The following is a 25,943-nucleotide window of genomic DNA, read 5'->3' as shown; positions in this document are numbered from 1 at the left end:
CGCCGGCCCCTGCCGTCCGGCACCCGGCTGTTCCCGCTGCCCGGGCGGGGGCGGGCGGCCGGGGTCAGCCGTCCGGCAGGGAGGCCAGGGCATCCCGGAGGCCCAAGTGGTCGGTGCCGAGTTTGAGGTAGGCCGAGGAGAGGACCGGGTCCACTGCTGCGGCCTGGGCGGAGTCGGTGGACCCGACCTGCGGGCGGGCCGCGGCGCGGGCCGCCGCGGCGCGTTCCGGCCCGGTCAGGGCCTCGGTGGGGGCCGGGCCGCTGGGCAGGGTGCCGCCCAGGGACAGCAGGGTGTTGGTCAGGGTGGCCGCCAGGCCGTCGGCCCCGCAGGCGCGGGCGGTCAGCAGGGCCCTTGCCAGCAGGTCCGGGTCGGCGGACTCGGTGCCCAGGGCGGCCAGCGCGCAGGCCAGCTCGTGGCCCGCCGGGGAGGCGGACAGCAGCCGGACGGACTCGGTCAGGAGCGGGATGCGGTCCGGGGCCGGGACGACCTCGGCGGCGAGGCGCAGGGCCTGGCCGATGCCGGAGGGCGCGCCGAACGCCCGGGCCTGCCGGAGTGCCTCCGCGGCCAGGGAGCGGGCCCGTTCCGGGTCCTCGGCCGCGACGGCCCGGGCCAGGTGCAGCCGCCAGGGGCACCAGGACGGGTTCTGGATGCCCCGCGGGGTCAGCCGCCGTCCCACCGCCTCCAGTTCGGCCGCTGCCGCCTTGGTGTTGCCTCGGGCGAGGAGGAGTTCGGCGTACACGGTCTGGGAGTCCGGGAAGACGACCGCGGCCGGGAAGGGTTCGCCGTACTCGTGTTCCCGGGCCAGCTCCCAGGCCTCGTCGGCGCGACCGCGGGCCAGCAGGACCTCGATGAGGATGGCGATGGCGTACCAGTGCACCGGGGTGCGGCGGCCCACGCGTTCGGCGAGTCGCAGGCCGGCCCGGGTGAGCTCCTCGGCTTCGGCGAGCCGGCCGCGCCGGAAGCGGACGTACGCGCGCAGGCTGTAGGCGAAGGACAGGTGGGCGCCGCGCCAGCCCTGGCGTTCGAACTCGGCGGTGCCGGCCTCGAAGAGTTCCTCGGCGCGGCCGGGCCGGTCGGCGTACAGGTGGGTGAGGGCGACGAGCACCGGGACCTCGAAGCCCCGGTCGGGTTCGGCCCAGCTGAGGCGGTCGCCGAGGGCCCGCCGGGCGTGGTGCAGGACGGTGTCCACCGGTTCGCCGCGGAGGGTGGCGTCCCAGGCCCGCAGTCCGATGACGTACCGCTCGGTGAGGTCGCGGCCGGGCAGCCGGTCGGCGAGTTTTGCGAGCCGGCGGGAGCGGGCCGGGGAGTCGGGTTCGTCGGCGCGGAAGGCGTCCCACATGAACTGTTCGGACTGCAGGCGCAGCCGGTTGCGGACGTCGGGGGTGTGCGGGATCTCCCGGGCCAGGGCTTCGGAGGCCTCGGCGAGCCGGTCGCTGTGGGCGAGGACCTGGGCGAGGCGGATGACGATGCCCTGGCGGAGGGCGGGGTCGTCGGAGGGTTCGGCGAGGGCGGCCCGGAGGTGGTTGACGGTGGTGGCGGGTTCGGTGAGGAGGGAGGCGCAGCCCAGTTCGTAGAGGACGGCGGCGCGCTCGTCGAACCCGGGCGGTTCGCGCAGGGCGCGGGCGAGCTGGCGGCGGGCGGCGTCGGGGGCGCCCGCGAGGAGGTTCTCGCCGGCGGCGGCGCGCAGGGTCCGGACCACCCAGGGGTCGCTTTCGGGGTGGGTTTCCAGGAGGTGGCGGGCGGCGGCCGAGGGGCCGAGTCCGGCGTCGACCACGGCTGCGGCGGCCTTGCCGTGCAGGGCGACGCGGAGTGCGTCGGGGATGGCGCGGTAGAGGGCGGTGGCGATCAGCGGGTGGACGAATTCGAGTCCTTCGCCGTCGTCTGCGGAGCCCGCGCCGGAGAGGATCCGGGCGTGCCGCAGCCGGTCGGTGGCGTCGACGGCCTCCTCGGCGCCGAGTGCGGCCACCCGGGCGGCGAGTTCCTGGGGGATGGCGGTGCCGAGGACGGCGCAGGCCCAGGCGAACCGGACGGTGGAGGGGCCGAGGCTGTGCAGGCGGGCGACGAGGCCGCTGCCGCGCTGGGCGGCGGCGAGGTCGCGGAGGAGTGGGGCGCTGGATTCGACGGGGGCGAGGGCCCGGTCGCGGACCTTGGCGGTGAGTTCGACGGCCTCGAAGGGGTTGCCGGAGGTGACCGCCCAGGCTTCCTGGCAGAAGGCGTCGTCGGCGTGGTGGCCGACGGTTTCGCGGACCAGGGTGCCGATGGCTTCGGCGGTGAGGGGTTCGAGGGCGAGGGGGCGCTGGCCGGCCCGGCCGGGCAGGGTGCGGAAGGCCTCGGCCTCGGCGGGGAGTTCGTCGGGGCGGTAGGCGACGACGAGGAGGAGGGGGAGGTGTTCGGCGCGCGGGGCGAAGCCGGCGAGCCAGCCGAGGGATTCGGGGTCGGCCCAGTGGGCGTCGTCGAGGACGAGGACCATGGGGGCGCGCTGGACGGCGAGGTGGGTGAGCACCCAGTCGAGTCCGTCGCGCAGGCCCTGGGGGTCGGGCGGGGCGCCGCCGGGTTCGGGGGCGCAGAGGCCGAGGGCGGGGCCGACGATGGCGTACCAGCTGCCGAGGGCGGAGCGGAGTTCGTGTTCGGAGGTGCGGGCCAGCGGGGGCTGGATCAGCTGGCGGGCCACGTGGAAGGGCTGGCTCTGCTCCTGTTCGCCGCCGCGGGCGGAGAACACGGTGCAGTTCCGGGCGTGGGCGCGGCGGCGTATTTCGGCGAGGAGGGTGGTCTTGCCGAGTCCGGCCGGGCCGGAGAAGGCGAGCAGAGTGCCGCCTTCGGCGGCCCGGGGGCCGGCGAGCTGGTCCAGGGCCTCGTCCACGACGGCCAGTTCGGCCTCGCGTTCGAGCATGGTGCGCCGCATGTGGGTCCGGCGTTCCGTCATGGCTGGTACCCCCCAGGCCTGTTCGGGAGATCAGCGTACGCCCGCGCACGCGCGGGCGGAGCCCGGTCCGGCGCGAAGGACCGGATCTTCCCCTCCGCCCTGCGCGAAGCGCGGCCGGATACCCCCTAAGTGAGGTCGAACTCGCCGCCGCGGGCGCCCAGGACGAAGGCGCGCCATTCGTCCGGGGCGAAGATCAGCGAGGGGCTTTCCGGGCGTTCGCTGTTGCGCATGGCGATGAATCCCTCGACGAAGGCGATCTGTACGTCGCCCGCCCCCTGGCTGCTCGACTGCCAGTCGGCCCTGGTGAGATCGAGGTCCGGCTTGCCCCAGCCGGCGAGGGGCTGTGAAGTCATGCTCTCGGCCACGTGGTGCTCCTCCCGTACCGCGTACGTCGTCCGGGGGCCAGGGTAACCACAGCAGCGCGTACCGCACAGGCCACGGTGCGTCACCCGTGGCCGGTCCGGTTCCGTTCAGGAAGTGGGGGGTTGGGAGCCCACCAGCCACATGGCGAAGAACTGCGCGCCGCCGCCGTATGCATGGCCGAGGGCCCGTCGGGCGCCCGGGACCTGGTGTTCCCCGGCCCGGCCGCGGACCTGGAGGGCCGCCTCGGCGAAGCGGATCATGCCGGAGGCGCCGATGGGGTTGGTGGAGAGGACCCCGCCGGAGGGGTTGACCGGGAGGTCGCCGTCGAGTTCGGTCACGCCCGCCTCGGTGAGCTTCCAGCCCTCGCCCTCCTCGGCGAAGCCGAGGTTCTCCAGCCACATCGGCTCGTACCAGGAGAACGGTACGTACATCTCGACGGCGTCGATCTGGCGGCGCGGGTCGGTGATGCCGGCCTGCCGGTAGACGTCGGCCGCGCAGTCCTTGCCGGCCTGCGGGGAGACGAAGTCCTTGCCGGCGAACAGGGTCGGTTCGGAGCGCATCGCCCCGCCGTGCATCCAGGCCGGCGGGTGCGGCGCGCGGGCCGCGCCCGCCCGGTCGGTGAGGATCATCGCGCAGGCGCCGTCGGAGGAGGGGCAGGTCTCGGAGTAGCGGATCGGGTCCCACAGCATCGGGGAGGCCTGGACCTTCTCCAGGGTGATGTCGTGCTCGTGCAGGTGTGCGTAGGGGTTCTTCAGCGCGTTGCGGCGGTCCTTGTAGGCGACCAGGGAGCCGACGGTGTCCGGTGCCCCGGTGCGCCGCATGTACGCGCGGACGTGCGGGGCGAAGAAGCCACCGGCTCCGGCCAGCAGCGGCTGCTGGAAGGGGACGGGCAGCGACAGGCCCCACATGGCGTTGGATTCGGACTGTTTCTCGAAGGCGAGGGTGAGGACGGTGCCGTGCACCCGTGCCGCCACCAGGTTGGCGGCAACCAGTGCGGTGGAGCCGCCCACCGAGCCGGCGGTGTGTACGCGCAGCATGGGTTTGCCGACCGCGCCGAGGGCGTCGGCCAGGTACAGCTCCGGCATCATCACCCCCTCGAAGAAGTCGGGGGCCTTGCCGATGACGACCGCGTCGATGTCCGCCCAGGTCAGTTCGGCGTCCTCCAGGGCGCGCGCGGCGGCCTCCCGGACGAGTCCGGCGAGGGAGACGTCGTGGCGGGCGGCGACGTGCTTGGTCTGGCCGATACCGACGACGGCCACTGGCTCTTTGCTCATCGGGGGTCCCCTTCCAGGACGGCGACCAGGTTCTGCTGGAGGCAGGGGCCGGAGGTGGCGTGGGCGACGGCCCGGTCGGACTCGCCGCGGTGGATCCGGGCGGCGGCCTCGCCGATCCGGATGAGGCCGGCGGCCATGATCGGGTTGGCGGCGAGGGTTCCGCCGGAGGGGTTGACGGCGACGGTGTCGCCGAGCCCGAGGGCCTTGCGGAGCACCACTTCCTGGGAGGAGAACGGCGCGTGCAGTTCCGCCGTGTCCACGGGCTGCTCGAAGACCCCGGCGTGTTCGGCGGCGATCCGGGTGGACGGGGAGTCGGTGAGGTCCCGCAGGCCGAGGCCGTGGGCCTCGATGCGGTGGTCGATGCCGGTGATCCAGGCGGGCCGTCCGCAGAGCCGGCGGGCGGTGTCGCCGGCGGCGAGGATCACGGCGGCGGCGCCGTCGCCGATGGGCGGGCAGTCGCCGGTGCGCAGGGGCCGGACCTGGTAGTCGCCCTGGGGCAGGGTGCCGCGGAGCTGGGCGTGCGGGTTGGTGCCGGCGGCGGCGCGGCTGCGGGCGCCGATCGCGGCGAGGGCGGGTTCGTCGGTGTCGCCCGCGTCGATGAGGGCCTGGGCCTGGAGGGCGGCGAGGGCCACGGAGTCGGGCCAGAGGGGGGCGAGGTAGTACGGGTCGAGCTGCCGGGTCAGTACGTCGCGTACCGGTCCGGGGGAGGATTTGCCGTACGCGTAGACGAGCGCGGTGTCGGCCTCGCCGGTCTGGATCTTCACCCAGGCCTCGTAGAGGGCCCAGGCACCGTCCATTTCGACATGGGATTCGGAGATGGGCGGCCAGGCGCCGACTCCGTCGAGGGTCATGGTGAAGGAGAAGGCCCGGCCGGCGAGGTAGTCGCTGGAACCGGAGCAGGTGAAGCCGATCTCTCCGGCCTTGAGGCCGGTGGCGGCCAGCACCTCGTGCAGGACGGGCATGACGAGTTCGACTTCGCTGAGTTCGTCGGTGCGGCGCCGGTGGTCGCTCTGGGCGAAGGCGACGACGGCGAGTTCGCGTGCGTGCCTGCTCGTCCTGGGCATCAGATGAGCTCCTTGTACGCGTCGTAGTCGGCGTCGGGTTCGCCGGTGGGCCGGTAGTGGTCGGGGTACCGGCCGCCTTCGGTCCACACCGGTTCGACGCGCAGGCCCATCCGGACCTGGTCGTAGGGGATGCCGCCGATCCGGCCGTGGAGGGCGAGGCCGGCGCCGTCGAGGGCGATGTGGGCGTAGACGTAGGGGACTTCGATGTCGAGATTCTTCGCCTTGATGTTGACGATGCAGAAGGTGGTGACGGTGCCGGCCGGGCCGACCTCGACCCGGTCGGTGGTGGCGACCCCGCAGGTGGGGCAGGCGCCGCGCGGGGGGACGTACACCTTGTGGCAGGAGGGGCAGCGTTCGCCGACGCTACGGCGTTCGGCGAGGGCGTTGATGTACGCGGTCTGGGCGCGGCCAGGGCTGTAGGTGTAGTCGAGCCGGGCGGGGGCGATGATCCCGGTGACGGGGTCGGCGAAGCCGCCGTCGTGCGGGGCTGGTTCGCGGGCGGGCGCGACCGGGCCGTCGTACGGCTCGAAGCAGGCGATGTCGGTGATGGCGCCCACGCGTTCGGCGGCCCACCGGATCCGGACCCGCATGCCGGTGCGGACGGCGTCCGGGCCGGGTGCGTCGAGGGCGTGCAGCAGGGCGGTGCCGGCGCCGTCGAGACGGACCAGCACCCAGGCGAAGGGGGTGTCCAGGGGCTGGTTGGGGCGGGGGTGGTCGTTCCAGGCGAAGGTGGTGACGGTGCCGGTGGGGGCGACCTCGACGAGCTCGCGGAGTTCCTCGGCGGTGACGGGGTCGTATTCGAGGGGCGGGACCATCACGGTGCCGTCGGCGGTCTGCACGCCGAGGACCACGCGCTCGCGCAGGCCGGTGAGGAAGGCGCTCTGGACGGGTCCGAGGGACCGGGTGAAGGGGAACTCGACGACGAGGGGTGCGCGGAGCACCTCCGGTGGGGACGCGGCTGTCATGGCGGTTCTCCGAATCTCGGGGCGTCGGCGGGCGTGGGGCGTGGGGGGTCGCTAGGCGCGGCGGTAGACGGCGGGGCGCTTCTCCGCGAACGCGCGGGCGCCTTCCTTCGCATCGGCGGTGTCGAAGATGGGCCAGCCCCGCTTCAGTTCGGCCGCCAGGCCGTCCGTCTCGGTCATCTCGGCCGTCTCGTACACGGACGCCTTGACCGCCTCCACCGCCAGCGGCCCGCACGCGTTGACCTGTTCGGCGATCTCCAGGGCCTTGGCCAGTGCGGTGCCGTCGGGCACCACCTGCCCGACGAGTCCGATCCGGGCCGCTTCCGCGGCCGAGTACGGCCGTCCGGTGAGCAGCATCTCCAGCGCGTGCGTCCGCGGGATCTGGCGCGGCAGCCGGACCGTGGACCCGCCGATGGGAAACAGCCCGCGTTTGACCTCGAACAGGCCGAAGGTGGCGCCTTCGGCCGCGACCCTGATGTCCGTGCCCTGGAGGATCTCGGTGCCGCCGGCCACGCAGTAGCCCTCGACGGCGGCGATCACCGGCTTGCGGGGCCGGTGGTGGCGCAGCATCGCCTTCCAGTGCAGGTCGGGGTCGGCTGTGAGCCGGTCCCGGTAGTGGTCGCCGGCCATGCCCCGGCCCGCGAGGGCCTTGAGGTCCATGCCGGCGCAGAAGTCGCCGCCCGCGCCGGTGAGCACCACCGAGCGGATGCTGTCGTCGGCGTCCGCCTCGAGCCAGCCGTCGTAGAGCCCGACCAGCAGTGGCAGCGAGAGCGCGTTCTTCGCCTCGGGCCTGTTCATGGTGAGTACCAGCGTGGCGCCGTGGCGTTCCACGCGGAGGTGTTCCGTCCCACCCATTGCCGTCCTCCCGTCTCAAGACCTAGAACAGGTTGCAGTAGGGGCGGGTGCAGTTCAATAGCTTTCTGACACCCAGTCAGATTTTGTGTTCTGCGCCCTTCCCAGTTGGGGTGTGCGGCGCTCTAATGACCGCCACTGGATGGAGAGGTCAGGAGGAACGGTGGAGTACAACCTTGCCGACCTGTTCGAGTCGGTGGTCGACGTGGTGCCGGACCGCGAGGCCCTGGTGTACGTGGACCATCCCGGGACCGGTGCCGAGCGCCGGCTGACCTACCGGGAGCTGGACGAGGGCGCGAACCGTATCGCCCACCACCTGCTGGACAGCGGGCTCACCGCCGGCGAGCACCTCGGCCTGCACCTCTACAACGGGGTCGAGTACCTCCAGACGGTGCTCGCCTGCCTCAAGGCCCGGCTGGTTCCGGTCAATGTGAACTACCGGTACGTGGAGGAGGAGCTGGTCTACCTCTACAACGACGCCGATCTCGCCGCCCTGGTCTTCGACGGGGAGTTCACCGAACGGGTGGCGGCGGCACTGCCGCAGACCGGGAAGCTGCGGCACCTGGTCCGGGTGGGGGCCGTCCCGGACGGGGCGCCGGCCCTGGCGGCCGTGCCGTTCGGGGAGGCCGAGGCGTCCGGATCCGCCGGGCGGGGCTTCGGTCCGCGCTCGGCCGACGACCTGTTCATCATCTACACGGGCGGCACCACCGGCATGCCCAAGGGCGTGATGTGGCGGCAGGAGGACCTGTTCTTCGCGGGGCTGTTCGGCGGGGCGCCCTCCGGCGAGCCGGTGAAGCGGCCCGAGGAGCTCGCCGAACGGGTCGCCGCGGGCGGCGCCGGGCTCACCTTCTTCCCCACTCCCCCGCTGATGCACGGCACATCCACGCTGACCTCGTTCGTGGGCTTCAACTACGGCCAGCGGATCGTGATCCACCGCAAGTACGTGCCCGAGGAAGTGCTGCGCACGATCGAGAAGGAGAAGGTCTCCAGCGTCTCGCTGGTGGGCGACGCGATGCTCCGGCCGCTGATCGACGCCTTGCGCGGGCCGCTGCGGGGCACCGACATGTCCTCCCTGTTCAGCGTCTCCTCGTCCGGGGCGATCATGTCGGACACGGTGCGGGCCCAGTTCCAGGAGCTGGTGCCGAACGTGCTGCTGCTGAACAACTTCGGCTCCTCCGAGTCCGGGTCCAACGGCAAGGCCACGGAGGATTCCGGCCCGGAGAAGGGGTTCCGGCTGGAGGTCAACGACCGTACTCAGGTGATCGATCCGGTGACGCACGAGCCGGTGCCGGTGGGCGAGCCGGGGCGGCTCGCCCAGCGCGGACACGTACCACTGGGCTACTACAACGACCCGGTGAAAACCGCCGAGACCTTCTTCCGGCGGGGCGAGGAGCGCTGGGTGCTGCTCGGCGACATGGCCACGGTGGACGAGAAGGGCATCGTCACGGTGCTCGGGCGCGGTTCGCAGTGCATCAACACGGGCGGCGAGAAGGTGTATCCGGAGGAGGTCGAGCAGGCCCTGAAGTCGCATCCGGACGTGTACGACGCGCTGGTCGCGGGCGTGCCGGACGCAAAGTGGGGCAACCATGTGGCCGCCGTGGTCCAGGTCCGGCCGGGCGCGGCGGAGCCGACGCTGGACGAGATCCAGAGCCACTGCCGGACCCGGCTGGCCGGGTACAAGATTCCCCGCCAGTTGGTGATCTCCCCGTCGATCCAGCGCTCCCCGAGCGGCAAGGCGGACTACCGCTGGGCGAAGGCGGTGGCAACGGAGGCGGACGGCACGGCCGGCTGACCCGTTGCGCGGTTACGGGGCCGGGGTCCGAATCCCGTCGTCCGAGGCGGTGGCCCGTACGCCGTGCGCACGGACCAGTGGCAGCAGCGCAGCCGCCCCGGCCAGGGCCAGGGCGGCTGCCGCCCGCAGTACGGACTCGATCGCGGGCCCGTCGGACGCGGCCCGCTCGGCCGAGCCGCTCAGCACTTCGAGCACGGACGTGGCCACGGCCACGGCCATCGCGCCGAACAGCACCAGCGAGGTCAGCACCAGTCCGGAGGCGGCGGCCAGCCGGCCTGCCGGTACGTACGACTGGGTGGCGACCTGGGTCAGCGCCCAGCCGAGGCCGAGGCCGAGGCCCACGACGGCGAAGACGACCGTGTACAGGGCGATCGGTGTGGTCCAGGTGAGGACGAGCAGGCTGAGACCGCTCAGCAGCATCCCGGTCGCCATCAGCACCTCCGGCCGCCACCGCCGGGCGAGGTGGCCGGACCAGTAGCTGGCGGCGCCCGCGCCGCAGGACAGGGCCAGGAACACGATCCCCGACTCCAGCGGGGAGAGCCCGCGGGCCTGCTGGAGGTAGAGCGCGGACAGCACGGCGACCAGGCAGTAGACGATGTTGGACACCGAGCCGGCCAGGGTGACCGTCACAAACGGCCCGTTGCGCAGCAGGGCGAGGTCCAGCACCGGTTCGGCGGTCCGGCGCTCGATGACCAGGAAGACCGCCAGCAGCAGGATCCCCGCTGCCCAGCAGGCCAGGGTGGCCGGCGAGGCCCATCCCCAGCCGGCGCCCTGGTCCACCGCCAGCATGATCGCGGTCAGGCCGCCGGCGACGGTGACCGCCCCGGGCAGGTCCAGGCCGCGGCCGGCCTGCTCGTCGCGGGTGTCGGCGACGAAGCGCAGCAGGAGCACGATCGCCGCCGCGCAGAAGGGTACGTTCAGCAGGAAGACCGCACGCCAGCTGACGTGTTCGGCGAACGCCCCGCCGACGAAGGGGCCGAGGGCCGTGCCGATCGCGCTGAAGGCCAGGACGGTGCCGACCGCCCGGCCTTGCCGGGCGTCGCGGAAGTGGGAGGTGACCACGGCCACGGCGACCGGGAAGACGAGGGCGGCCGTGACTCCCTGGACCACCCGGCCGGCGACCAGCCAGGGCAGGTTCTGCGCCGCGCTGCACAGCACGGAGACCACGGCAAAGCCGGTCAGCCCGCAGATGGCGACCGTGCGTCTGCCGTGCACGTCCGCCGTCCTGCCACCGATGATCATGAACGCACCGAGGGTCAGCATGTAGCCGCTGACCAGCCATTGCAGATCGGTGGTCGGCGTGCCGAAGTCCCGGGCGATCACGGGCAGCATCAGGTTGAGGGCGAACCAGTCCATCTGAACGAGCAGCATCGAGATGGAGGCGGCTGCGATGACCGCCCGGTCCCGGCCCGAGAACATCTCCGGGCCTCCCTTCGCCGGGTCCCGCTTCCGACGGTACGCCGGGCCCCGCGCCCGCGCTCAGGCAGCGGCGGGCTCAGGCTGCGGCGAGGAAGCGTTCCACCCGGGCGGCGAACCACTCCGGATCGTCCAGCCAGGGGAAGTGCCCGGCCCCCGGCTGGGTGTCCCGGGTGCCGTTCGGGAACAGTGCGGCGAGGCGGTCGGCGAGCTCCGGGCGGGGGTTGCCGTCGTACTCCCCGGACAGGACCAGGACCCGGGCCGTCAGCGTACGGAGCGCGGCGCGGGTGGCGGGCGGGTCGAAGGCGCCCGGGCCGGCGTACACGTCCGCGGCCGGCTCGTTCTGCTGCCGGTCGCCCGCCGCGGCGTGCGCCCGGGCCGTCTCGTCCCAGCGGCCGTAGAACACCGGCTCGATCAGTTCCCAGAGGGCGTCGTCCACGGTCTCTCCGGCCAGGAACCGGGCGTAGGCGGACGCGGCCGTGTCGTACGGCTCCGTCCCGGCGCGGAGCCGGACCGCCGCAAGCCGGTCCTCGGCGGTGGCCAGCAGGCCGACGGCCGTCGCGTTCGGGGTGACCAGCACCAGCCGCCGCAGCCGCTGCGGATGCGCCGCGGCGTACAGCTGGGCGAGCAGGGCGCCGGCCGAGTGGGCGAGGAGGTCCATCCGGTCCAGGCCCAGGTGGCGGCGGAGGGCCTCGACATCCGCGACCTGACGGTCCACCCGGTAGGTGGCGGGGTCGGCGGGGACCGCAGAGTCCCCGGTGCCCCGCAGATCCGGCAGGATCAGCTGCCGGGTGGCCGCGAGCCCGCCCAGGTCGCCGAGGTATTCGGCGGCCCGCATGGGCCCGCCCGGCAGGCACACCAGGGGCTCGCCCTCCCCCGTGGTCCGGTAGGAGAGTTCCGTTCCGTCGTATGTCGTGAAGATCGGCATGCGGCCATCATGCCGAGGAACCACTCGAACGAGTTATTGATTTCTTCGGGCGGGCTCGGGCAACCTGAGTTCGTCTACCGAATGATCGGTCGGTCGGGAATCCGGGAGGGGCCATGGGTGCCATGGGCAGGATCGAGCAGCAGCACCACGACCACGGCGAGCGGCTGACCCGCGGCGAGCTGGAAGCGCTCCAGCTGGAGCGGCTGCGCGCGACCTTGCAGCGGGTCTACGACCGGGTGCCGTTCTACCGGCAGTCCTTCGACCGGGCCGGCCTGCATCCGGACGATTGCCGCTCCCTCGCCGACCTCGCCCGTTTTCCCTTCACCACCAAGGCCGACCTGCGGGAGAACTACCCCTTCGGAATGTTCGCGGTCCCCCGCCCGGAGGTCCGGCGTATCCACGCCTCCAGCGGGACCACCGGCCGGCCCACCGTGGTCGGTTACACCGAGCGGGACCTGGACCTCTGGGCCGATGTGGTCGCCCGCGCCATCCGGGCGGCCGGTGGCCGCCCCGGGGACGTGGTGCACATCGCGTACGGATACGGCCTGTTCACCGGCGGCCTCGGAGCCCACTACGGCGCCGAGCGGCTCGGCTGTACGGTGGTCCCGGCCTCCGGGGGCATGACGGACCGCCAGGTCCGGCTGATCCAGGACTTCCGGCCCGAGATCATCATGGTCACCCCCTCCTACATGCTCACCCTGCTCGACGAGATGGAGCGGCAGGGCATCGACCCGCGGGCGACCTCGCTGCGCACCGGCATCTTCGGCGCGGAGCCCTGGACGGAGGAGATGCGCCGGGAGATCGAGGACCGGCTCGGCATCGACGCCGTCGACATATACGGCCTCTCGGAGGTGATCGGGCCGGGGGTGGCCCAGGAGTACGCCGAGACCAAGGACGGGCTGCATGTCTTCGAGGACCACTTCCTGCCGGAGGTGGTGGACCCGTTCACCGGCGAGGTGCTGCCGGACGGCGAGCCCGGGGAGCTGGTGTTCACCTCCCTCACCAAGGAGGCGATGCCGGTGGTCCGCTACCGCACCCGGGACCTGACCCGGCTGCTGCCGGGCACGGCCCGGCCGGCCTTCCGCCGGATGGAGCGGGTGACCGGCCGCACCGACGACATGATCATCCTGCGCGGGGTCAACCTCTACCCGTCGAACATCGAGGAGATCCTGCTCCGCACCCCGGGGATCGCCCCGCACTTCCAGCTCCGGCTGACCCGGGAGGGCCGCATGGACGCCCTGACCGTGCGCGCGGAGGCCCGCCGGGAGGCGGGCCCGGCCGACCGGGAGGCAGCCGCGGCGGCGGTGGTGCGGGCGGTCAAGGAAGGGGTGGGCGTCTCGGTCGCGGTCGAGATCGTCGATCCGGAGACCCTGGACCGCTCGGTGGGCAAGATCAAACGGATCGTCGACCTCAGGAACCCCTGACCGACCCGGCCGCGCCACCCGTTGGGTCCGGGCCCGCCACCCCTTCGGGCGCACTTGGGGCGGGGCGCCGGGGCGGGCCGGCGGGTGCCGGGTAGGGCACCGGTGTGACCTCGACCCACCGGCGGCTGCACGACCGGCTCCAGGCCTCCCCCGCCGGGCTGGCCTGGAGCCGCGGCCGGGAGATCGAACTGATGCACAGGGCCATGGGCTTCGCGGCCCTCGGCTTCCTGACCCTGGTACCCCTGCTGGTCGTGGTGGCCGCGGCGGCACCCGGCAGCGGGGAGAACTTCGGCCGCTGGCTCGGCCAGGCCCTGGGGGTCACGGCCTCCTCGCGGGCCCAGATCGAGATGCTCTTCGGTGCGGCCGACCTCGCGCTGGAGCGGACCACCGCCCTCGGCCTGGCCCTCCTCGCCGTGTTCGGGCTGACCTTCGGCTCGGCCGTCCAGACCGGGTACGAGAAGGTCTGGGACCTGTCCACCGCCCGCTGGCACACCATGTGGCGGCATGTCATCTGGCTGGCCCTGCTGGTCTGTTACCTCGCCCTGCTGGTCCTCATCCCCGCTCCCTCCCGCAGCGGCCTCGGCACGGTGTCAGGCGCCGTCGGCGACCTCCTCGGCACCTGCCTGTTCTTCTGGGGCTCCCAGCGGATGCTGCTCGGCGGCCGGGTCCGCTGGCGGGCCCTGCTGCCAGGAGCAGTCGCCACCAGCCTCGGCCTGCTCGGCCTGCGGATCTTCTCCCAGCTGGTGTTCTCCCCCCTGATCGCCTCCAACGCCGTCACCTACGGCCCGTTCGGCACCCTGCTGGTGGTGCAGTCCTGGCTGGTCGGCGTCGGGTTCGTGGTCTACGGCGGGGCGATGGTGGGCCGGCTGCTGCACGAGTACCTCACCCTGCGACGGCTCCGGGAGGCCGAGGTACTGCCGTTCGAATAGGGCCGGTAGCGTGGGCCGCCGATCACCCCGAGGAGCCCACCCCGTGCCCAGCTGGCGCCGCACCCTTGCCGCGGCCGAGATCACCGACCCCGCCCGCCGCGCCGACTACACGGCCGCCGCCCGGCGGGTGCTGCGCCGCGAGAAGGCCCCCTACCTCGCGCTGCGCCTGCTGGCCGCACCTCCCCTGGTCCCCTGGCTGACCGCCGGGCTGGCCTTGATGAACCTGGTCGACGACACTGCCGAAACCGGCTCCCCGCAGCAGCGGGCCGAGCGGCTCGCCGCCCTCACCGGGCAGGTGGAGTCCGCCCTCGCCACCGGGCACGCCGAGCACCCGGTCCTGCGCGCGTACGCCCACGCGGTCTCGGTCCGCGGGCTGCCCGACACCTGGGTGAAGGCCTTCCTGACGGGCGCGGCCACGGCCGAGGCCGGGTTCGCCGGGTTCGCCGCCGAACAGGACTTCCAGGAGTACCTCGACGCCTACGCCTGGCCGGGCATCGTGGTCTTCACCGGACTCCAGTACCCCGGCGGGCCGGACGAGGCCCAGGGTGCGGCCTGGCGGCGGTTCGTGGACGCCGCGCAGCGCGTGGACTTCCTCGCCGACCTGGCCGGGGACCTCGCGGAGGGCCGGCTGTGCCTGCCGCAGGAGCGGCTGGCGGCGCACGGGGTGGACCGTACCGACCTGGAGCAGGCCCGCGACACCCCGGGCGTGCGGGCCCTGCTCGCCGCCGAGTGCTCTCTGGCCCGCACCGCGCTCGCGGCAGCCGCCGATGTGGTCCGGTACGCCGATCCCGGGCTGCGGCGGGTGGGCCGCACCATGCTGGAGCTGATGTCCCACCAGCTGGCCCTCGTCGAACGGGCCGGACCGGCGGCCCTGCGTACCGACATCGGCTACGGCACCCTCGCACCGCTCCGCATCCTCGCCAGGACCCTGCGGGATCGCTGACCCGCAGGACCGGGCCGGCGGCGGGTGGATACCAAACGGGATGTTGACATACCGCCGGCCCGCCTGCATGAGTGTGGGGGCGTCAATCCTGCTGGGACGCAGGCTACTTGGGAGGTATGTTGCACGCTTCCGATCGACACCCCCGCAACCGCACCCGCACCCGCACCCGTTCGGTCCTGCGCCGGGCCGCCGTGACCGGCGCCGCGCTGCTCGCCGCCACCGCCGCGATACCCCAGGCCGCAGCCGGGGAGCCCGGCAACGACACTGCCGTCCGGGGCGACCGGCTCTCCGCCGTCATCCGCTACACCGAGAACGGCATTCCGCACATCCTCGCCAAGGACTACGCCGACCTGGGCTTCGGCACCGGCTGGGCGCAGGCGGCCGACCAGGTGTGCGTACTCGCCGACGGGTTCGTGACCGTCTCCGGCGAACGCTCCCGCTGGTTCGGCCCGGACGGAGCCCCCGACGGCTCCCTCTCCTCGGCCGCCCGGAACCTCTCCAGTGACCTGTACTTCCGCGGGGTCCGGGACAGCGGCACACTGGAGAAGCTGCTGGCGACGCCCGCCCCGGCCGGTCCCAGCCACCGGCTGAAGGACCTGATGCGCGGCTGGGCCGCCGGCTACAACGCCTGGCTGGCCCAGAACAAGGTCACCGACCCGGCCTGCAAGGACGCCGGCTGGGTCCGGCCGGTGACCGAACGGGACGTGGCCGCCCGCGGGTTCGCCATAGCCGTCCTGGGCGGCCAGGGCCGTGGGATCGACGGCATCACCTCCGCGCAGCCGCCCGCCGCGGCCGACCGCAGCACCGGCACCGGCACCGGCACCGACACCCGCTCCGGCCCCGACCCCGAGGCCGCCGCCCGGGCCGCCGCCGAGCTGTTCGACTCCACGCGCCGGGACATGGGCTCCAACGCCGTGGCCTTCGGCGGTGCCGCCTCCGCGAACGGCAGCGGACTGCTGCTCGGCAACCCGCACTACCCCTGGCAGGGCGGGCGCCGTTTCTGGCAGTCCCAGCAGACCATCCCCGGTGAGCTCAACGTCTCCGGCGGTTCGCTGCTCGGCACCACGGTCGTCAACATCGGCTTCAACGACAAGGTCGCCTGGAGCCACACCGTGGCCACCGGCACCCCCGTCAACCTGCACCAGCTGACCCTCGACCCGGCCGACCCGACCGCCTACCTGGTCGACGGCGCCTCCGAGCGGATGACCCGCCGGACCGTGACCGTACCGGTCCAGGACGGCGCCCCGGTCACCCGCACCCAGTGGTGGACCCGGTACGGCCCGGTCCTCACCTCCCTCGGCCCCGGCCTGCCGCTCCCCTGGACCGCCGGCACGGCGTACGCGCTGAACGACCCCAACGCGCAGAACCTGCGCGGCTCCGACACCGCCCTGGCCCTGGGCCGGGCCCGTTCGGTGGCCGGCATCCAGGAAGCGCTGGCCCGCACCCAGGGCCTGCCGTGGGTCAACACGATCGCCGCCGACGCGGCCGGCGGCACCCTGTTCACCCAGTCCCAGGTGCTGCCCCGGATCACCGACGAACTGGCCGCCCGCTGCTCCACCCCGCTCGGCCGGGCCACCTACCCGGCCTCCGGCCTGGCCGTCCTGGACGGCTCGCGCGCGGACTGCGCACCCGGCTCGGACCCGGACGCGGTGCAGCCGGGGGTGTTCGGCCCGGCGAAGGCGCCGGTGCTGCGCGACGCGCCGTACGCGGTGAACGCCAACGACAGCGCCTGGCTGGCCAACGCCGACCGGCCGGTACGGGGCTACGAGCGGGTCTGGGGCAATATCGACACCCCGCGGAGCCTGCGCACCCGGGGCGCCGTGGCGGACGTCGCGGCGATGGCCGCCCGGGGCCGGCTGACCGTGGCCGACCTGCAGAAGCAGCAGTACGCCAACCGGGTGCCGGCCGGCGAGCTGGCGGCGGCCGACGCGGCCCGGGCCTGCGCGGCACTGCCCGGGGGCACCGCGACCGCGAGCGACGGCAGCACGGTGGACGTGGCCGCGGCCTGCCCGGTGCTGGCCGCCTGGGACCGGACGACGGACGCCGGCAGCCGGGGCGCCCTGCTCTTCGACCGGTTCTGGCGGAAACTGGCGGCGGGCACCCCCGCCAAGGACCTGTGGCTGGTGCCGTTCTCGGCGGCCGATCCGGTACGGACGCCCCGTGAGCTGAACCAGGCCGCACCCGGCATCGGCCGGGCCCTGGCCGACGCGGTCGGGGAACTGAGGGCGGCCGGCATCGCCCTGGACGCCCCCCTGGGCGCGCACCAGTTCGTGGTGCGGGGCGGGCAGCGGATTCCGGTCGGGGGCGGGACCGAGGCGCTGGGCGTGTGGAACAAGGTCGAGGCGGCCTGGCTGCCGTCCGCCGGGGGCTACGCGGAGGTGCTGCACGGCTCCAGCCATATGCAGGCGGTCGGCTGGGACGGCAGCCGCTGTCCGGTGGCGCGCACCCTGCTGACGTACGGCCAGTCCTCGAACCCGGCCTCGCCGTACCACGCCGACCAGACCCGGCTGTTCTCGCAGGAGCGCTGGGTGCAGGCCCGGTTCTGCGAGCGGGACATCCTGGCCTCGCCCGCGCTGCGGGTGGTCTGGGCGCGCGAGCGACGCTGAGCAGTGGGCTGCCGGGCTGCCTGCCTGTTCCCCGCCGTCAGGGGCTGACGGCGAGGAACAGGTAGGCGGCGAGGATCACCAGGTGGACCCCGCCCTGGAGCAGGGTGGCCCGGCCGGGGACCACGGTGAGGGCGCCGACCACCACGGTGAGGGCGAGCAGCACCATGTGGGTCGGGCCCAGCCCGAGGAGCAGCGGGCCGGACAGCCAGACGGAGGCCAGGGCGATCGCCGGGACGGTCAGGCCGATGCTGGCGATGGCCGAGCCGTAGGCGAGGTTGATGCTGGTCTGGACCCGGTCGCGGCGGGCGGCCCGGACGGCGGCCAGGGTCTCGGGCAGCAGCACCAGCAGGGCGATGATGACGCCGACCACGGCGTTGGGGAGACCGGCGTTGGCGACGGCCGTCTCGATGGTGGGCGAGACGGCCTTGGCGTCGCCGACGACGGCGACCAGCGCGACCAGCAGCAGGCCGAGGCTGAGCAGGGCCGCGCCGGCGGAGGGCGGCTCCACGTGGCTGTCCTTGCTCTGTGCCGCGGACCCGGTGTCCACGGGCAGGAAGTAGTCCCGGTGGCGGACGGTCTGGACGGCGACGAACAGCCCGTACAGGGCGAGGGAGGCGACGGCGGCGAAGGCGAGCTGGGCGGAGGTGAACTCCGGGCCCGGCTTGGTGGTGGTGAAGGTCGGCAGCACCAGGCTGAGGGTGGCCAGGGTGGCCACGGTGGCCAGGGCGGCGCCGGAGCCCTCGGCGTTGAAGACGGCGACCCGGTTGCGGAGGGCGCCGACCAGCAGGGAGAGACCGACGATTCCGTTGCAGGTGATCATCACGGCGGCGAAGACCGTGTCCCGGGCGAGGGAGGAGGACCCGCCCTTGGCGTCGGCCATCAGGGTGACGATGAGGGCCACTTCGATGATGGTGACGGCCACGGCGAGGACCAGCGAGCCGAAGGGTTCGCCGACCCGGAGGGCGACGACCTCGGCGTGGTGGACGGCGGCGAGTACCGCTCCGGCGAGGCAGAGGGCCACCAGGGCGACGGCGAAGCCGGGTAGTTCCCGCCCCCAGCTGAACACCAGCGCGACCAGCGCCACCACGGGGACCACAACGGTCCAGTCGGTCAGGGGGGACGTCCGGTTTGCCGCATTCATGACCACTACGCTGTCATAGCGACCCTTCTGTATCCAAATGTCGACGCCGATGCCCCCTGACCGCGTCGGCCCCCCGGCCGGTCCCGGCCGGTCCCGGTGGGACCCGGCCGGGGGTCACGCGGGTCACATCGGGCGCTCGTGGCCCTCCCAGTACGGCTCGCGCAGGCGGCGCTTGTAGAGCTTGCCGTTCGGGTCGCGCGGCATGGTCTCGATGAAGTCGACCGACTTCGGGCGCTTGTAGCCGGCCAGCCGCCGCTCGCAGTGGGCGAGGATCTCCGCGGCGAGGGCCTCCCCGGCCACGAAGCCCTCGGCCGGTTCGATGACCGCCTTGACCTCCTCGCCCCAGTCGGCGTGCGGGATGCCGAAGGCGGCGGCGTCGGCGACGGCGGGGTGGCCGAGGAGCTCGGACTCGATCTCCGCCGGGTAGATGTTCACGCCGCCCGAGATGATCATGTCGATCTTCCGGTCCCGGAGGAACAGGTAGCCGTCCTCGTCGAGGACCCCGAGATCGCCGACCGTGAAGAACTCCCCGATGCGGTTCTTCTTCGTCTTCCCCTCGTCCTTGTGGTAGCTGAAGCCGCCGGTGCTCATCTTCATGTAAACGGTGCCTAGTTCGCCCGCCGGGAGCCGGTTGCCCTCGTCGTCGAAGACGGCGAGCTCGCTGATCGGCCAGGCCTTGCCGACCGTGCCGGGCTTCTTCAGCCAGTCCTCGGCGGTGGCGAAGGCGCCCCCGCCCTCGCTGGCCGCGTAGTACTCCTCGACACAGCTCCCCCACCAGTCGATCATGGCCCGTTTGACGTGGTCGGGGCAGGGCGCGGCACCGTGGATGGCGTGCCGCATCGAGGAGACGTCGTACGCCTCCCGGGTCGCCTGCGGGAGCGCCAGCAGGCGGTGGAACTGGGTGGGCACCATATGGGTGTGCGTGGCCCGGTGGGTGTCGATGAGCCGGAGCATCTCCTCCGGGGTCCACTTGTCCATCAGCACCAGGGGGTGGCCGATGTGCAGCGAGGCGCCCGCGAACTGGAGCACCGCCGTGTGGTAGAGCGGCGAGCAGACCAGGTGGACATTGCCGTCGAAGGGGCGGATGCCGAAGATGCCGAGGAAGCCGCCGAGGTAGGTCTCCTCCGGGAGCTTCCCGGGCAGCGGGCGGCGGATGCCGCGCGGCCGGCCGGTGGTGCCGGAGGTGTAGTTCATCACCCAGCCGAGGGTGCGGTCGGCGGGGGCGGTCTCCGGCCTCCCGTCCAGGAGTTCGGCGTACGGGCGGAAGCCCGCCAGGGACCCGACGGCGTACCGGTGGCTCGCCGGCAGCCCCGCCTCGTCCGCTGCGGCGCGGGCGGCCTCCGCGAACCGTTCGTGGGCGATGAGCACCTTGGCGCCGGAGTCGGAGACGATCCAGGCGATTTCGGGGCCGACCAGGTGGTGGTTGACGGGGACGAGGTAGAAGCCGGCCTGGGAGGCGGCGAGGTAGGCGGTGAAGAACTCGACGCCGTTGGGCAGGACGGCGGCGAAGGCGTCGCCGCGTTCCAGGCCGGCCGCGCGCAGGCCGTGGACCAGGCGGTTGACATCGGCGTGCAGCCGGCCGGCGGTCCACTGCTCTCCGTCCGGAGCGGTGAGCACGACGCGGTCGGGGTCGGCGGCGGCCTGGGCCCAGAATCCGTTCGGCATCTTGGTGTCGGTCATGGCGGGCACACTCCTCGGGCTCGTCAGGAACGTCCGGCGATGCGGTTGATGCGGTCGACGGCCTGCTCGAAACCGCGGGTGAGGTCGTCGAAGACGGCCTGGACGCTGCGTTCGGTGGTCATCCGGCCGACGATCTGGCCCACCGGGGTGCCGAGCAGGGGCTGGACCTCGTACTTCTGGATCCGTGAGACGGCCTCGGCGACCAGCAGGCCCTGGAGCGGCATGGGGAGGGCTCCCGGGCCGCTGGGATCGTCCCAGGCATCGGTCCACTCGGTGCGCAGCTGGCGGGCGGGCTTGCCGGTGAGGGCCCGGGAGCGGACGGTGTCGCCGGAGCCGGCGGCGAGCAGTTTCTCGGTGAGGGCGCGGGAGTGGAGGTCGGCCTCGGTGGTGGTGAGCCAGAGCGAGCCGAGCCAGGCGCCCTGGGCGCCGAGGGCCAGTCCGGCGGCGATCTGTTCGCCGCTGCCGATGCCGCCGGCGGCGAGCACCGGAAGCGGGGCGACCGCCTCGGCGATCTCCGGGACCAGGACCATGGTGGCGATCTCGCCGGTGTGGCCGCCGGCCTCGTACCCCTGGGCGACGACGATGTCGATGCCGGCCTCGGCGTGCCGGCGGGCGTGTTTGGCACTTCCGGCGAGGGCGGCGACCAGGACCCCGTGGTCGTGGGCGCGCCGGATGACGTCGACGGGCGGGGAACCGAGCGCGTTCGCCAGGAGTTTGATGGGGTAGTCGAAGGCGACGTCGAGCTGGTTGCGGGCGACCTGTTCCATCCATCCGGTGATCCGCCAGCCGGAGGCCTCGCCCTCGGGGAGCTCGGGGACGCCGTGTTTGGCGAGGGTGTCCCGGACGAAGGCGCGGTGCTCGGCGGGGATCATGGCTTCGATGTCGGCCTCGGTCACCCCGTCCACGGCCTTCTTGGCGGGCATGACCACGTCCAGGCCGTAGGGCTTGCCCCCGGTGTGGTCCTGCATCCAGTCGAGGTCGCGTTTGAGGTCGTCGGGGGCGGTGTAGCGGACCGCGCCGAGGACGCCGAAACCGCCGGCGCGGGTGATGGCCGCGGCCACCGCCGGGAAGGGGGTGAAGCCGAAGATGGCGTGCTCGACTCCCAGTTTCCTGCTCAGCTCCGTCTCCATGGGCGGCAGGATGCCGTAGCGCGGCGGCCGAGGGAAGAGATTTTCTGATGCAGTGTCAGATTCTTTACGGGGCGGCCCGGGCGGGGACTGCGGGCGGGCGGGCAGATAACCGTTAACGTGCGCGACGAAAGGACAGGAGGGCCCGGGCATGGGCGAGAACACGGGGGCAACCGGAGCGGCGGACGGGGCTGCGGCGGACGGGGCTGCGGCGCTCCCGGCCGGGCTGAGCCGGCGGCGGCTGGGGGCCCGATTGCTGGCACTGGGCGGGGTGTTGCTGCTCGGAACCGTCGTGCCCGGCGCCGCCGGGGCGATGGGGAATCCGGCCGAGCGGCGGGCCCTCCAGGGCCTGCGCCTGCGGTACGGCTCCGCCCGCCAGGCCGGGCTGCTGGAACGGCACCTGGAGGCGGCCGTGGACGCGGCCCGGCGCTTCCTCGGCCCGTCGCCGGTGCACCCGTACTACGCGGGCGCGGTGGTCCTCGCGGGCCGGGGGCGGACGGTGGCCCTGCACCGGGCGATGGGCGACGCCGTCCGATACGCCGACTACGACGGGCGGACCGAGCGGGCCCGGGAGTTCCCGGCGGCCGAGCGGATCACGATGGCCGAGGACACGGTCTTCGACCTGGCCTCGCTGACCAAACTGTTCACCTCGGTCCTGGCGGTGCAGCAGATGGAGCGGGGGCGCCTGGAGCTGGAGGCGCCGGTGCGCCGGTACCTTCCCGAGTTCACCGGGGGCGGCAAGGAGCTGATCACGGTCCGTCAGCTCCTCACCCACACCTCGGGGCTGCGCTCGTGGGCGCCGTTCTACCAGGAGCCGACCCGGGAGGGGCAGCTGCGGCTGCTGTGGTCGGTGCGCCCGCAGGACACCCCGGGGACCGTGTACCGCTATTCGGACCTGAACCTGATCGCACTCCAGCTGCTCCTCGAACGGATCACCGGTCGCACTCTGGATGTGCTGCTCCACAACGAGATCACTGCTCCGCTCGGTATGCACCGCACGCGGTACAACCCACCGCTCTCCTGGCGCCGGATCACCGCCGCCACCGAGATCCAGCGCCCGCCCTGGTCCGGCCTGGACCGCGGCCTGGTCTGGGGCAGCGTCCACGACGAGAACGCGTACGCCCTCGGCGGCGTCGCCGGGCACGCCGGCGTCTTCGGCACCGCCTGGGACCTCGCCGTCCTGGCCCGCGCCCTGCTCGACGGCGGCGTCTACGCGGGCAAGCGCATCCTGCGCCCCGCCTCCGTCGAACTGCTCTTCACCGACTTCAACACCGCGTTCCCCGGAGACGACCACGGCCTCGGCTTCGAGCTCTACCAGCACTGGTACATGGGCGCCATGGCCACCCCGCACTCGGCCGGGCACACCGGCTTCACCGGCACCTCCCTGGTCCTCGACCCCTCCACCGACTCCTTCCTGATCCTGCTGGGCAACTCCGTCCACCCGGTCCGCACCTGGCGGGCCGGCAGCGCGCCCCGGGTGGCCGTCGGCAACGCCTTCGCCCGCGCCGTCCCGGTCCGCACCCGGCACGGCGGCCCGGCCTGGTTCTCCGGCATGACCCCGGCCGCCTCCGGCACCCTCACCCTGCCCCCGCTCACCCCGGCCACCGACCGGGCCCGGCTGCGCTGCGCCGTCTGGTGGGACACCGTCCCGGACGAGGGCGCCCTGCACCTCGAAGCCGCCGCCGGCCCCGACGGCCCCTGGCTGCCGCTCCCCTTCAGTACCGTACGGACCACCGGCGGCAGCCCCGAGCAGTGGCCCGACGGCCGGACCGGCGGCTGGTCCGGCCGGCTGTGGCACCGGCTGGAAGCCCCCCTCGCCGGCTGGGCCGGCCGCCCCGTACACCTGCGGTTCCGCCACACCGCCACCGGCCGCTACGTGGGCCGCGGCGTGTACGTGGACGTGCTGCGCGTCGCCGAACCGGCCGGGCTCCTCTTCGCCGAGGACCGGCCCGCCGACGCGGCCCGCATCGAGGCGCACGGCTGGCACCGTTCGGCCGACTGAACGGCATCCCCGCCGGCCGGGCGCGCCGGGCCGGGGGCCCATGGCACCCAGCCCGGACACTGACCGCAGCGGGAACAGGCAGAACCCCGTCCCCGACCGCGGGAGGCGACGTGCAGGCGGGCAAACCGGCGGCCGGACCGGCGGGCAATCCGGCGGGCAGACCGGCGGGCGCACTGGCCGTGCTGATGGCCGTGCTCACCCTGGCCACCGGCATGCTGGAGGCGGCCAGCCTGCTCGCGCTGGGGCCGGTCTTCACCGCCATGCAGACCGGCAATGTGCTCTTCTTCGCCTTCGGCACGGTCGGCGCCGGCGGCCTGTCGACGGTGGCCCCGGCCACCTCCCTCGTCGCGTTCGTCGTGGGCGCGGTGGCCGGCGCCCGCGTGGAGTGGCGACTGGAGGAGCAGCGGTTCCGCTGGTTCCTGATCGCCCTGCTCTGGGAGGCGGGCATGGTGGCGGTGGCCGCCGTGACCGCCTGGGGACTGGAACCCGTCCGCAGTGCCCCGTCCGGCCGCCATCTGGCCACGATCGCGGTGCTGTCGGCGGCGATGGGCGTACGCAATGTCACCGCCATGCGGGTGAGCGTGCCGGACATGCCGACCACCCTGGTGACCCGGGCCATGACCGCCTTCGTCGGCGGATCGCTGCTCGGGCACGACCCCGCCTTCGGCCACACCCGGGGGGCCACCGCCCGCCGTGCCGGATCCGTGGTCGCCATGTTCGCCGGCGGGCTCGTCGGCGCCGCCTGCCTCCACCACGGTGTGCCGGTCCACATCCTGCTGCTGGGCGCAGCCGGCCTCGCCCTGCTGACCGGCCTCGCCTACCTCCCCTTCCCCCACCGCCTCAGTAGCTAGCAAACCGGGTCGCCCCGCGCCCGCCGCATCATGTTACTAAATAGTAATGTTGAGCACTCTTCAACTTTTGGGCGGCCCGCTGCGAGACTCCAGCTCCCGGCGCCCTCACCGTCTTCGTCTTCCTGGGATGGATCTGACATGCTGCGTCACGCATGAGCCGCGACCCTCCTTGCCGTTGGCGCCCTCACCCCCGCCAGTGCGGCAGCCGCGGACGGCCCCTGCCGTCCGGTCGGCACCGCGGGACTGGCCGACCTGATACCCGGCGACAGCACCCTGGGCCTGGACGCCTTACCGCCCGCGACCGTGGAACTGCCGGCGCAGGTCCATCTGCGCGGGACCGCGGAGACCTTCACCGACGCTGGTCGTTCGCCCTGCGCGAGGGCCGGATGTACGTCAAGGAGGCTGCTGCCAGCGGGGGTTGGCGGACCATGGCGCTTCCGGACTGCCTGGCCGGCCGGATCACCGGCATCTCCGTGGACGACGACGAGCTGGCCGCGGTCGACGACGGGGGCCGCATCTACACCATGGACCACGCGCTGAACGCGCCCTGGACCTGGAACTGGACGCACCGGTACGGCACTCCGTTGTGGCTGGGCGATGGCAACACCGTTCCGTACGGTTCGGCCCGCTGGACCTGGTCGGTGCTCTCCCCCGGCGAGGACCGGGTGTGGCGCGACACCGCGGGCAACGACCACCCGGTCGGCGGCGCGAAGGTCTCCCACGTCTTCGCACTGAGCCCCGACGGGAGCCGGATCAGGTACGTGGACCCCTGGCTGCCCGCCGACCACAGCTACGAGATGGCCACCCCGCTTCGCGGCCGGTTCCAGGCCCGGGCGCTGTCCACCGCGGCCTCCACCTCGCTCGTGGTCAACCGCTACGGCGACCTGTACACGCGGCTGTACGACTTCGACATCTCGGGCGCGGACCGGGTCTTCTTCGGCTACTCCTACGAGGACCAGCGCGGGGCCGTGTTCCCGAAGATCCAGCTGCCGGCGCCCGGCTGGGTGCACCAGCCCAAGGTCCCCGCCTCCGGGGAGATCACCGACCGGATCTCGGTCCACAAGACCGGCCGCGGGTCGGACGCGCGTGAACTGCGCATCGAGGGCAGGGACCGGGGCGTCACCGGGTACTGGCACAAGGCCCTGACCGACGCCGCATGGACGTTCACGGCGACGGGCGCGCCGCTGGCCGGCGCGCTGCTCCAGAACACCCCCGACGACCGCTCCGCGGACACCCTCGCAGCGCCCTCGCCGTACGACTACGCCGGGACGGACGGTGAAGTCACCGCCCGCATCGACGCGTTCGACCTCGCGGTCGAGGACACGCCCCTGGTGCTGCGGGCGGGGGACGGGGAGCTGCGAGTCACCCTGCACACGGTCGACGGCCTGCGCCAGAGCGTCCAGGCGCGCGGACTCACCGCGCAGCCACGGCACTTCTACGGCAACGTCGAGATCCCGCAGTCCGTCCTCGACGACCTCGGCACACAACACCCCGCCCTGCGGCAGCTGGTCCGGGACCGGCTCGGCTCGGCCCGCTGCACGGACACCGACGTGGTCGTCACCGACCGGACCCTGACCATCAAACGGCTCGGGCTCACCCTGAACCGGGTGTGAGGCCCGGGGACGGGGGCCGGGGGCGGGCCCGGCCTGCCGCCCGGCCCCCGTCC

At 73.4% G+C, this 25,943-nt stretch carries 19 protein-coding genes; 8 read left to right on the top strand and 11 right to left on the bottom strand.

Annotated features, from left to right (window positions below):
- Positions 1-64: 64 nt before the first annotated feature.
- From DEJ50_RS30945 to DEJ50_RS30920, 6 genes are all read right to left on the bottom strand, one after another.
- A complete protein-coding gene (locus DEJ50_RS30945; RefSeq protein WP_150211357.1) occupies positions 65-2,923 on the bottom strand; it encodes an ATP-binding protein in 2,859 nt (952 codons plus the stop codon).
- 125 nt (positions 2,924-3,048) lie between these two features.
- The gene (locus DEJ50_RS30940) at positions 3,049-3,276 is read right to left on the bottom strand and encodes a DUF397 domain-containing protein (protein WP_411757698.1); all 228 of its coding nucleotides are present in this window, start codon (positions 3,274-3,276) and stop codon (positions 3,049-3,051) included.
- A gap of 117 nt (positions 3,277-3,393) precedes the next feature.
- A complete protein-coding gene (locus DEJ50_RS30935) occupies positions 3,394-4,560 on the bottom strand; it encodes a thiolase domain-containing protein (RefSeq protein WP_150211355.1) in 1,167 nt (388 codons plus the stop codon).
- Positions 4,557-5,624 (bottom strand): thiolase domain-containing protein, encoded by a 1,068-nt coding sequence (locus tag DEJ50_RS30930; RefSeq protein WP_150211354.1) that lies wholly within the window; start codon positions 5,622-5,624, stop codon positions 4,557-4,559. The genes DEJ50_RS30935 and DEJ50_RS30930 overlap by 4 nt, the downstream gene beginning before the upstream one ends.
- Positions 5,624-6,589, bottom strand: coding sequence for a Zn-ribbon domain-containing OB-fold protein (locus DEJ50_RS30925; protein ID WP_150211353.1), 966 nt, complete (start codon positions 6,587-6,589; stop codon positions 5,624-5,626). Before DEJ50_RS30925 ends, DEJ50_RS30930 begins: the two co-directional genes overlap by 1 nt.
- A 51-nt stretch (positions 6,590-6,640) precedes the next feature.
- Positions 6,641-7,441: a crotonase/enoyl-CoA hydratase family protein gene (locus DEJ50_RS30920; RefSeq protein WP_150211352.1), complete on the bottom strand. Its 801-nt coding sequence runs from the start codon at positions 7,439-7,441 to the stop codon at positions 6,641-6,643.
- 160 nt (positions 7,442-7,601) lie between these two features.
- On the opposite strand from DEJ50_RS30920, the gene DEJ50_RS30915 reads away from it, so the two are divergent.
- Positions 7,602-9,230, top strand: a complete 1,629-nt coding sequence (locus DEJ50_RS30915; protein ID WP_150211351.1) for an acyl-CoA synthetase — start codon at positions 7,602-7,604, stop codon at positions 9,228-9,230.
- A gap of 12 nt (positions 9,231-9,242) precedes the next feature.
- On the opposite strand, the gene DEJ50_RS30910 is transcribed toward DEJ50_RS30915, so the two are convergent.
- A complete protein-coding gene (locus tag DEJ50_RS30910) occupies positions 9,243-10,649 on the bottom strand; it encodes an MFS transporter (protein WP_150211350.1) in 1,407 nt (468 codons plus the stop codon).
- Between the two features lie 76 nt (positions 10,650-10,725).
- Positions 10,726-11,574, bottom strand: a complete 849-nt coding sequence (locus tag DEJ50_RS30905; protein WP_150211349.1) for an alpha/beta fold hydrolase — start codon at positions 11,572-11,574, stop codon at positions 10,726-10,728.
- Between the two features lie 113 nt (positions 11,575-11,687).
- On the opposite strand from DEJ50_RS30905, the gene paaK reads away from it, so the two are divergent.
- The 4 genes from paaK (at position 11,688) to DEJ50_RS30885 (ending at position 17,476) form a co-directional block, all read left to right on the top strand.
- Entirely contained in the window at positions 11,688-12,998 is a 1,311-nt protein-coding gene (gene paaK, locus DEJ50_RS30900; protein ID WP_150211348.1) for a phenylacetate--CoA ligase PaaK, read from the top strand.
- 104 nt (positions 12,999-13,102) lie between these two features.
- A complete protein-coding gene (locus DEJ50_RS30895; protein WP_150211347.1) occupies positions 13,103-13,927 on the top strand; it encodes a YhjD/YihY/BrkB family envelope integrity protein in 825 nt (274 codons plus the stop codon).
- Between the two features lie 43 nt (positions 13,928-13,970).
- Positions 13,971-14,870 (top strand): squalene/phytoene synthase family protein, encoded by a 900-nt coding sequence (locus DEJ50_RS30890; RefSeq protein WP_190344791.1) that lies wholly within the window; start codon positions 13,971-13,973, stop codon positions 14,868-14,870.
- Positions 14,871-14,986: 116 nt separating this feature from the next.
- Positions 14,987-17,476 carry a penicillin acylase family protein gene (locus tag DEJ50_RS30885; RefSeq protein WP_150211345.1) on the top strand — a complete coding sequence of 830 codons (2,490 nt, stop codon included), beginning with the start codon at positions 14,987-14,989 and terminating at the stop codon, positions 17,474-17,476.
- Positions 17,477-17,513: 37 nt separating this feature from the next.
- Here the strand turns inward: DEJ50_RS30885 and DEJ50_RS30880 are convergent, their stop codons facing one another.
- From DEJ50_RS30880 to DEJ50_RS30870, 3 genes are all read right to left on the bottom strand, one after another.
- A complete protein-coding gene (locus tag DEJ50_RS30880; protein ID WP_150211344.1) occupies positions 17,514-18,617 on the bottom strand; it encodes a calcium:proton antiporter in 1,104 nt (367 codons plus the stop codon).
- A gap of 123 nt (positions 18,618-18,740) precedes the next feature.
- Positions 18,741-20,297 carry an acyl-CoA synthetase gene (locus tag DEJ50_RS30875; RefSeq protein ID WP_150211343.1) on the bottom strand — a complete coding sequence of 519 codons (1,557 nt, stop codon included), beginning with the start codon at positions 20,295-20,297 and terminating at the stop codon, positions 18,741-18,743.
- Positions 20,298-20,320: 23 nt separating this feature from the next.
- The gene (locus tag DEJ50_RS30870; protein ID WP_150211342.1) at positions 20,321-21,427 is read right to left on the bottom strand and encodes an NAD(P)H-dependent flavin oxidoreductase; all 1,107 of its coding nucleotides are present in this window, start codon (positions 21,425-21,427) and stop codon (positions 20,321-20,323) included.
- A 148-nt stretch (positions 21,428-21,575) separates the two neighbouring features.
- Here DEJ50_RS30870 and DEJ50_RS30865 point away from each other — a divergent pair, with 148 nt between their 5' ends.
- From DEJ50_RS30865 to DEJ50_RS30855, 3 genes are all read left to right on the top strand, one after another.
- Entirely contained in the window at positions 21,576-23,426 is a 1,851-nt protein-coding gene (locus DEJ50_RS30865; RefSeq protein ID WP_150211341.1) for a serine hydrolase domain-containing protein, read from the top strand.
- Positions 23,427-23,536: 110 nt separating this feature from the next.
- Entirely contained in the window at positions 23,537-24,277 is a 741-nt protein-coding gene (locus DEJ50_RS30860; protein ID WP_223837977.1) for a YoaK family protein, read from the top strand.
- A 428-nt stretch (positions 24,278-24,705) separates the two neighbouring features.
- Positions 24,706-25,890: a hypothetical protein gene (locus tag DEJ50_RS30855; RefSeq protein ID WP_150211340.1), complete on the top strand. Its 1,185-nt coding sequence runs from the start codon at positions 24,706-24,708 to the stop codon at positions 25,888-25,890.
- The last annotated feature ends 53 nt before the right edge of the window (positions 25,891-25,943 follow it).

Origin of the sequence: Streptomyces venezuelae (assembly GCF_008642295.1) — a bacterium.
Taxonomy (GTDB): Bacteria; Actinomycetota; Actinomycetes; order Streptomycetales; family Streptomycetaceae; genus Streptomyces; species Streptomyces venezuelae_C.
The sequence above is the reverse complement of the archived record's forward strand: the minus strand, read 5'-3'. Positions and strand labels throughout refer to the sequence as shown.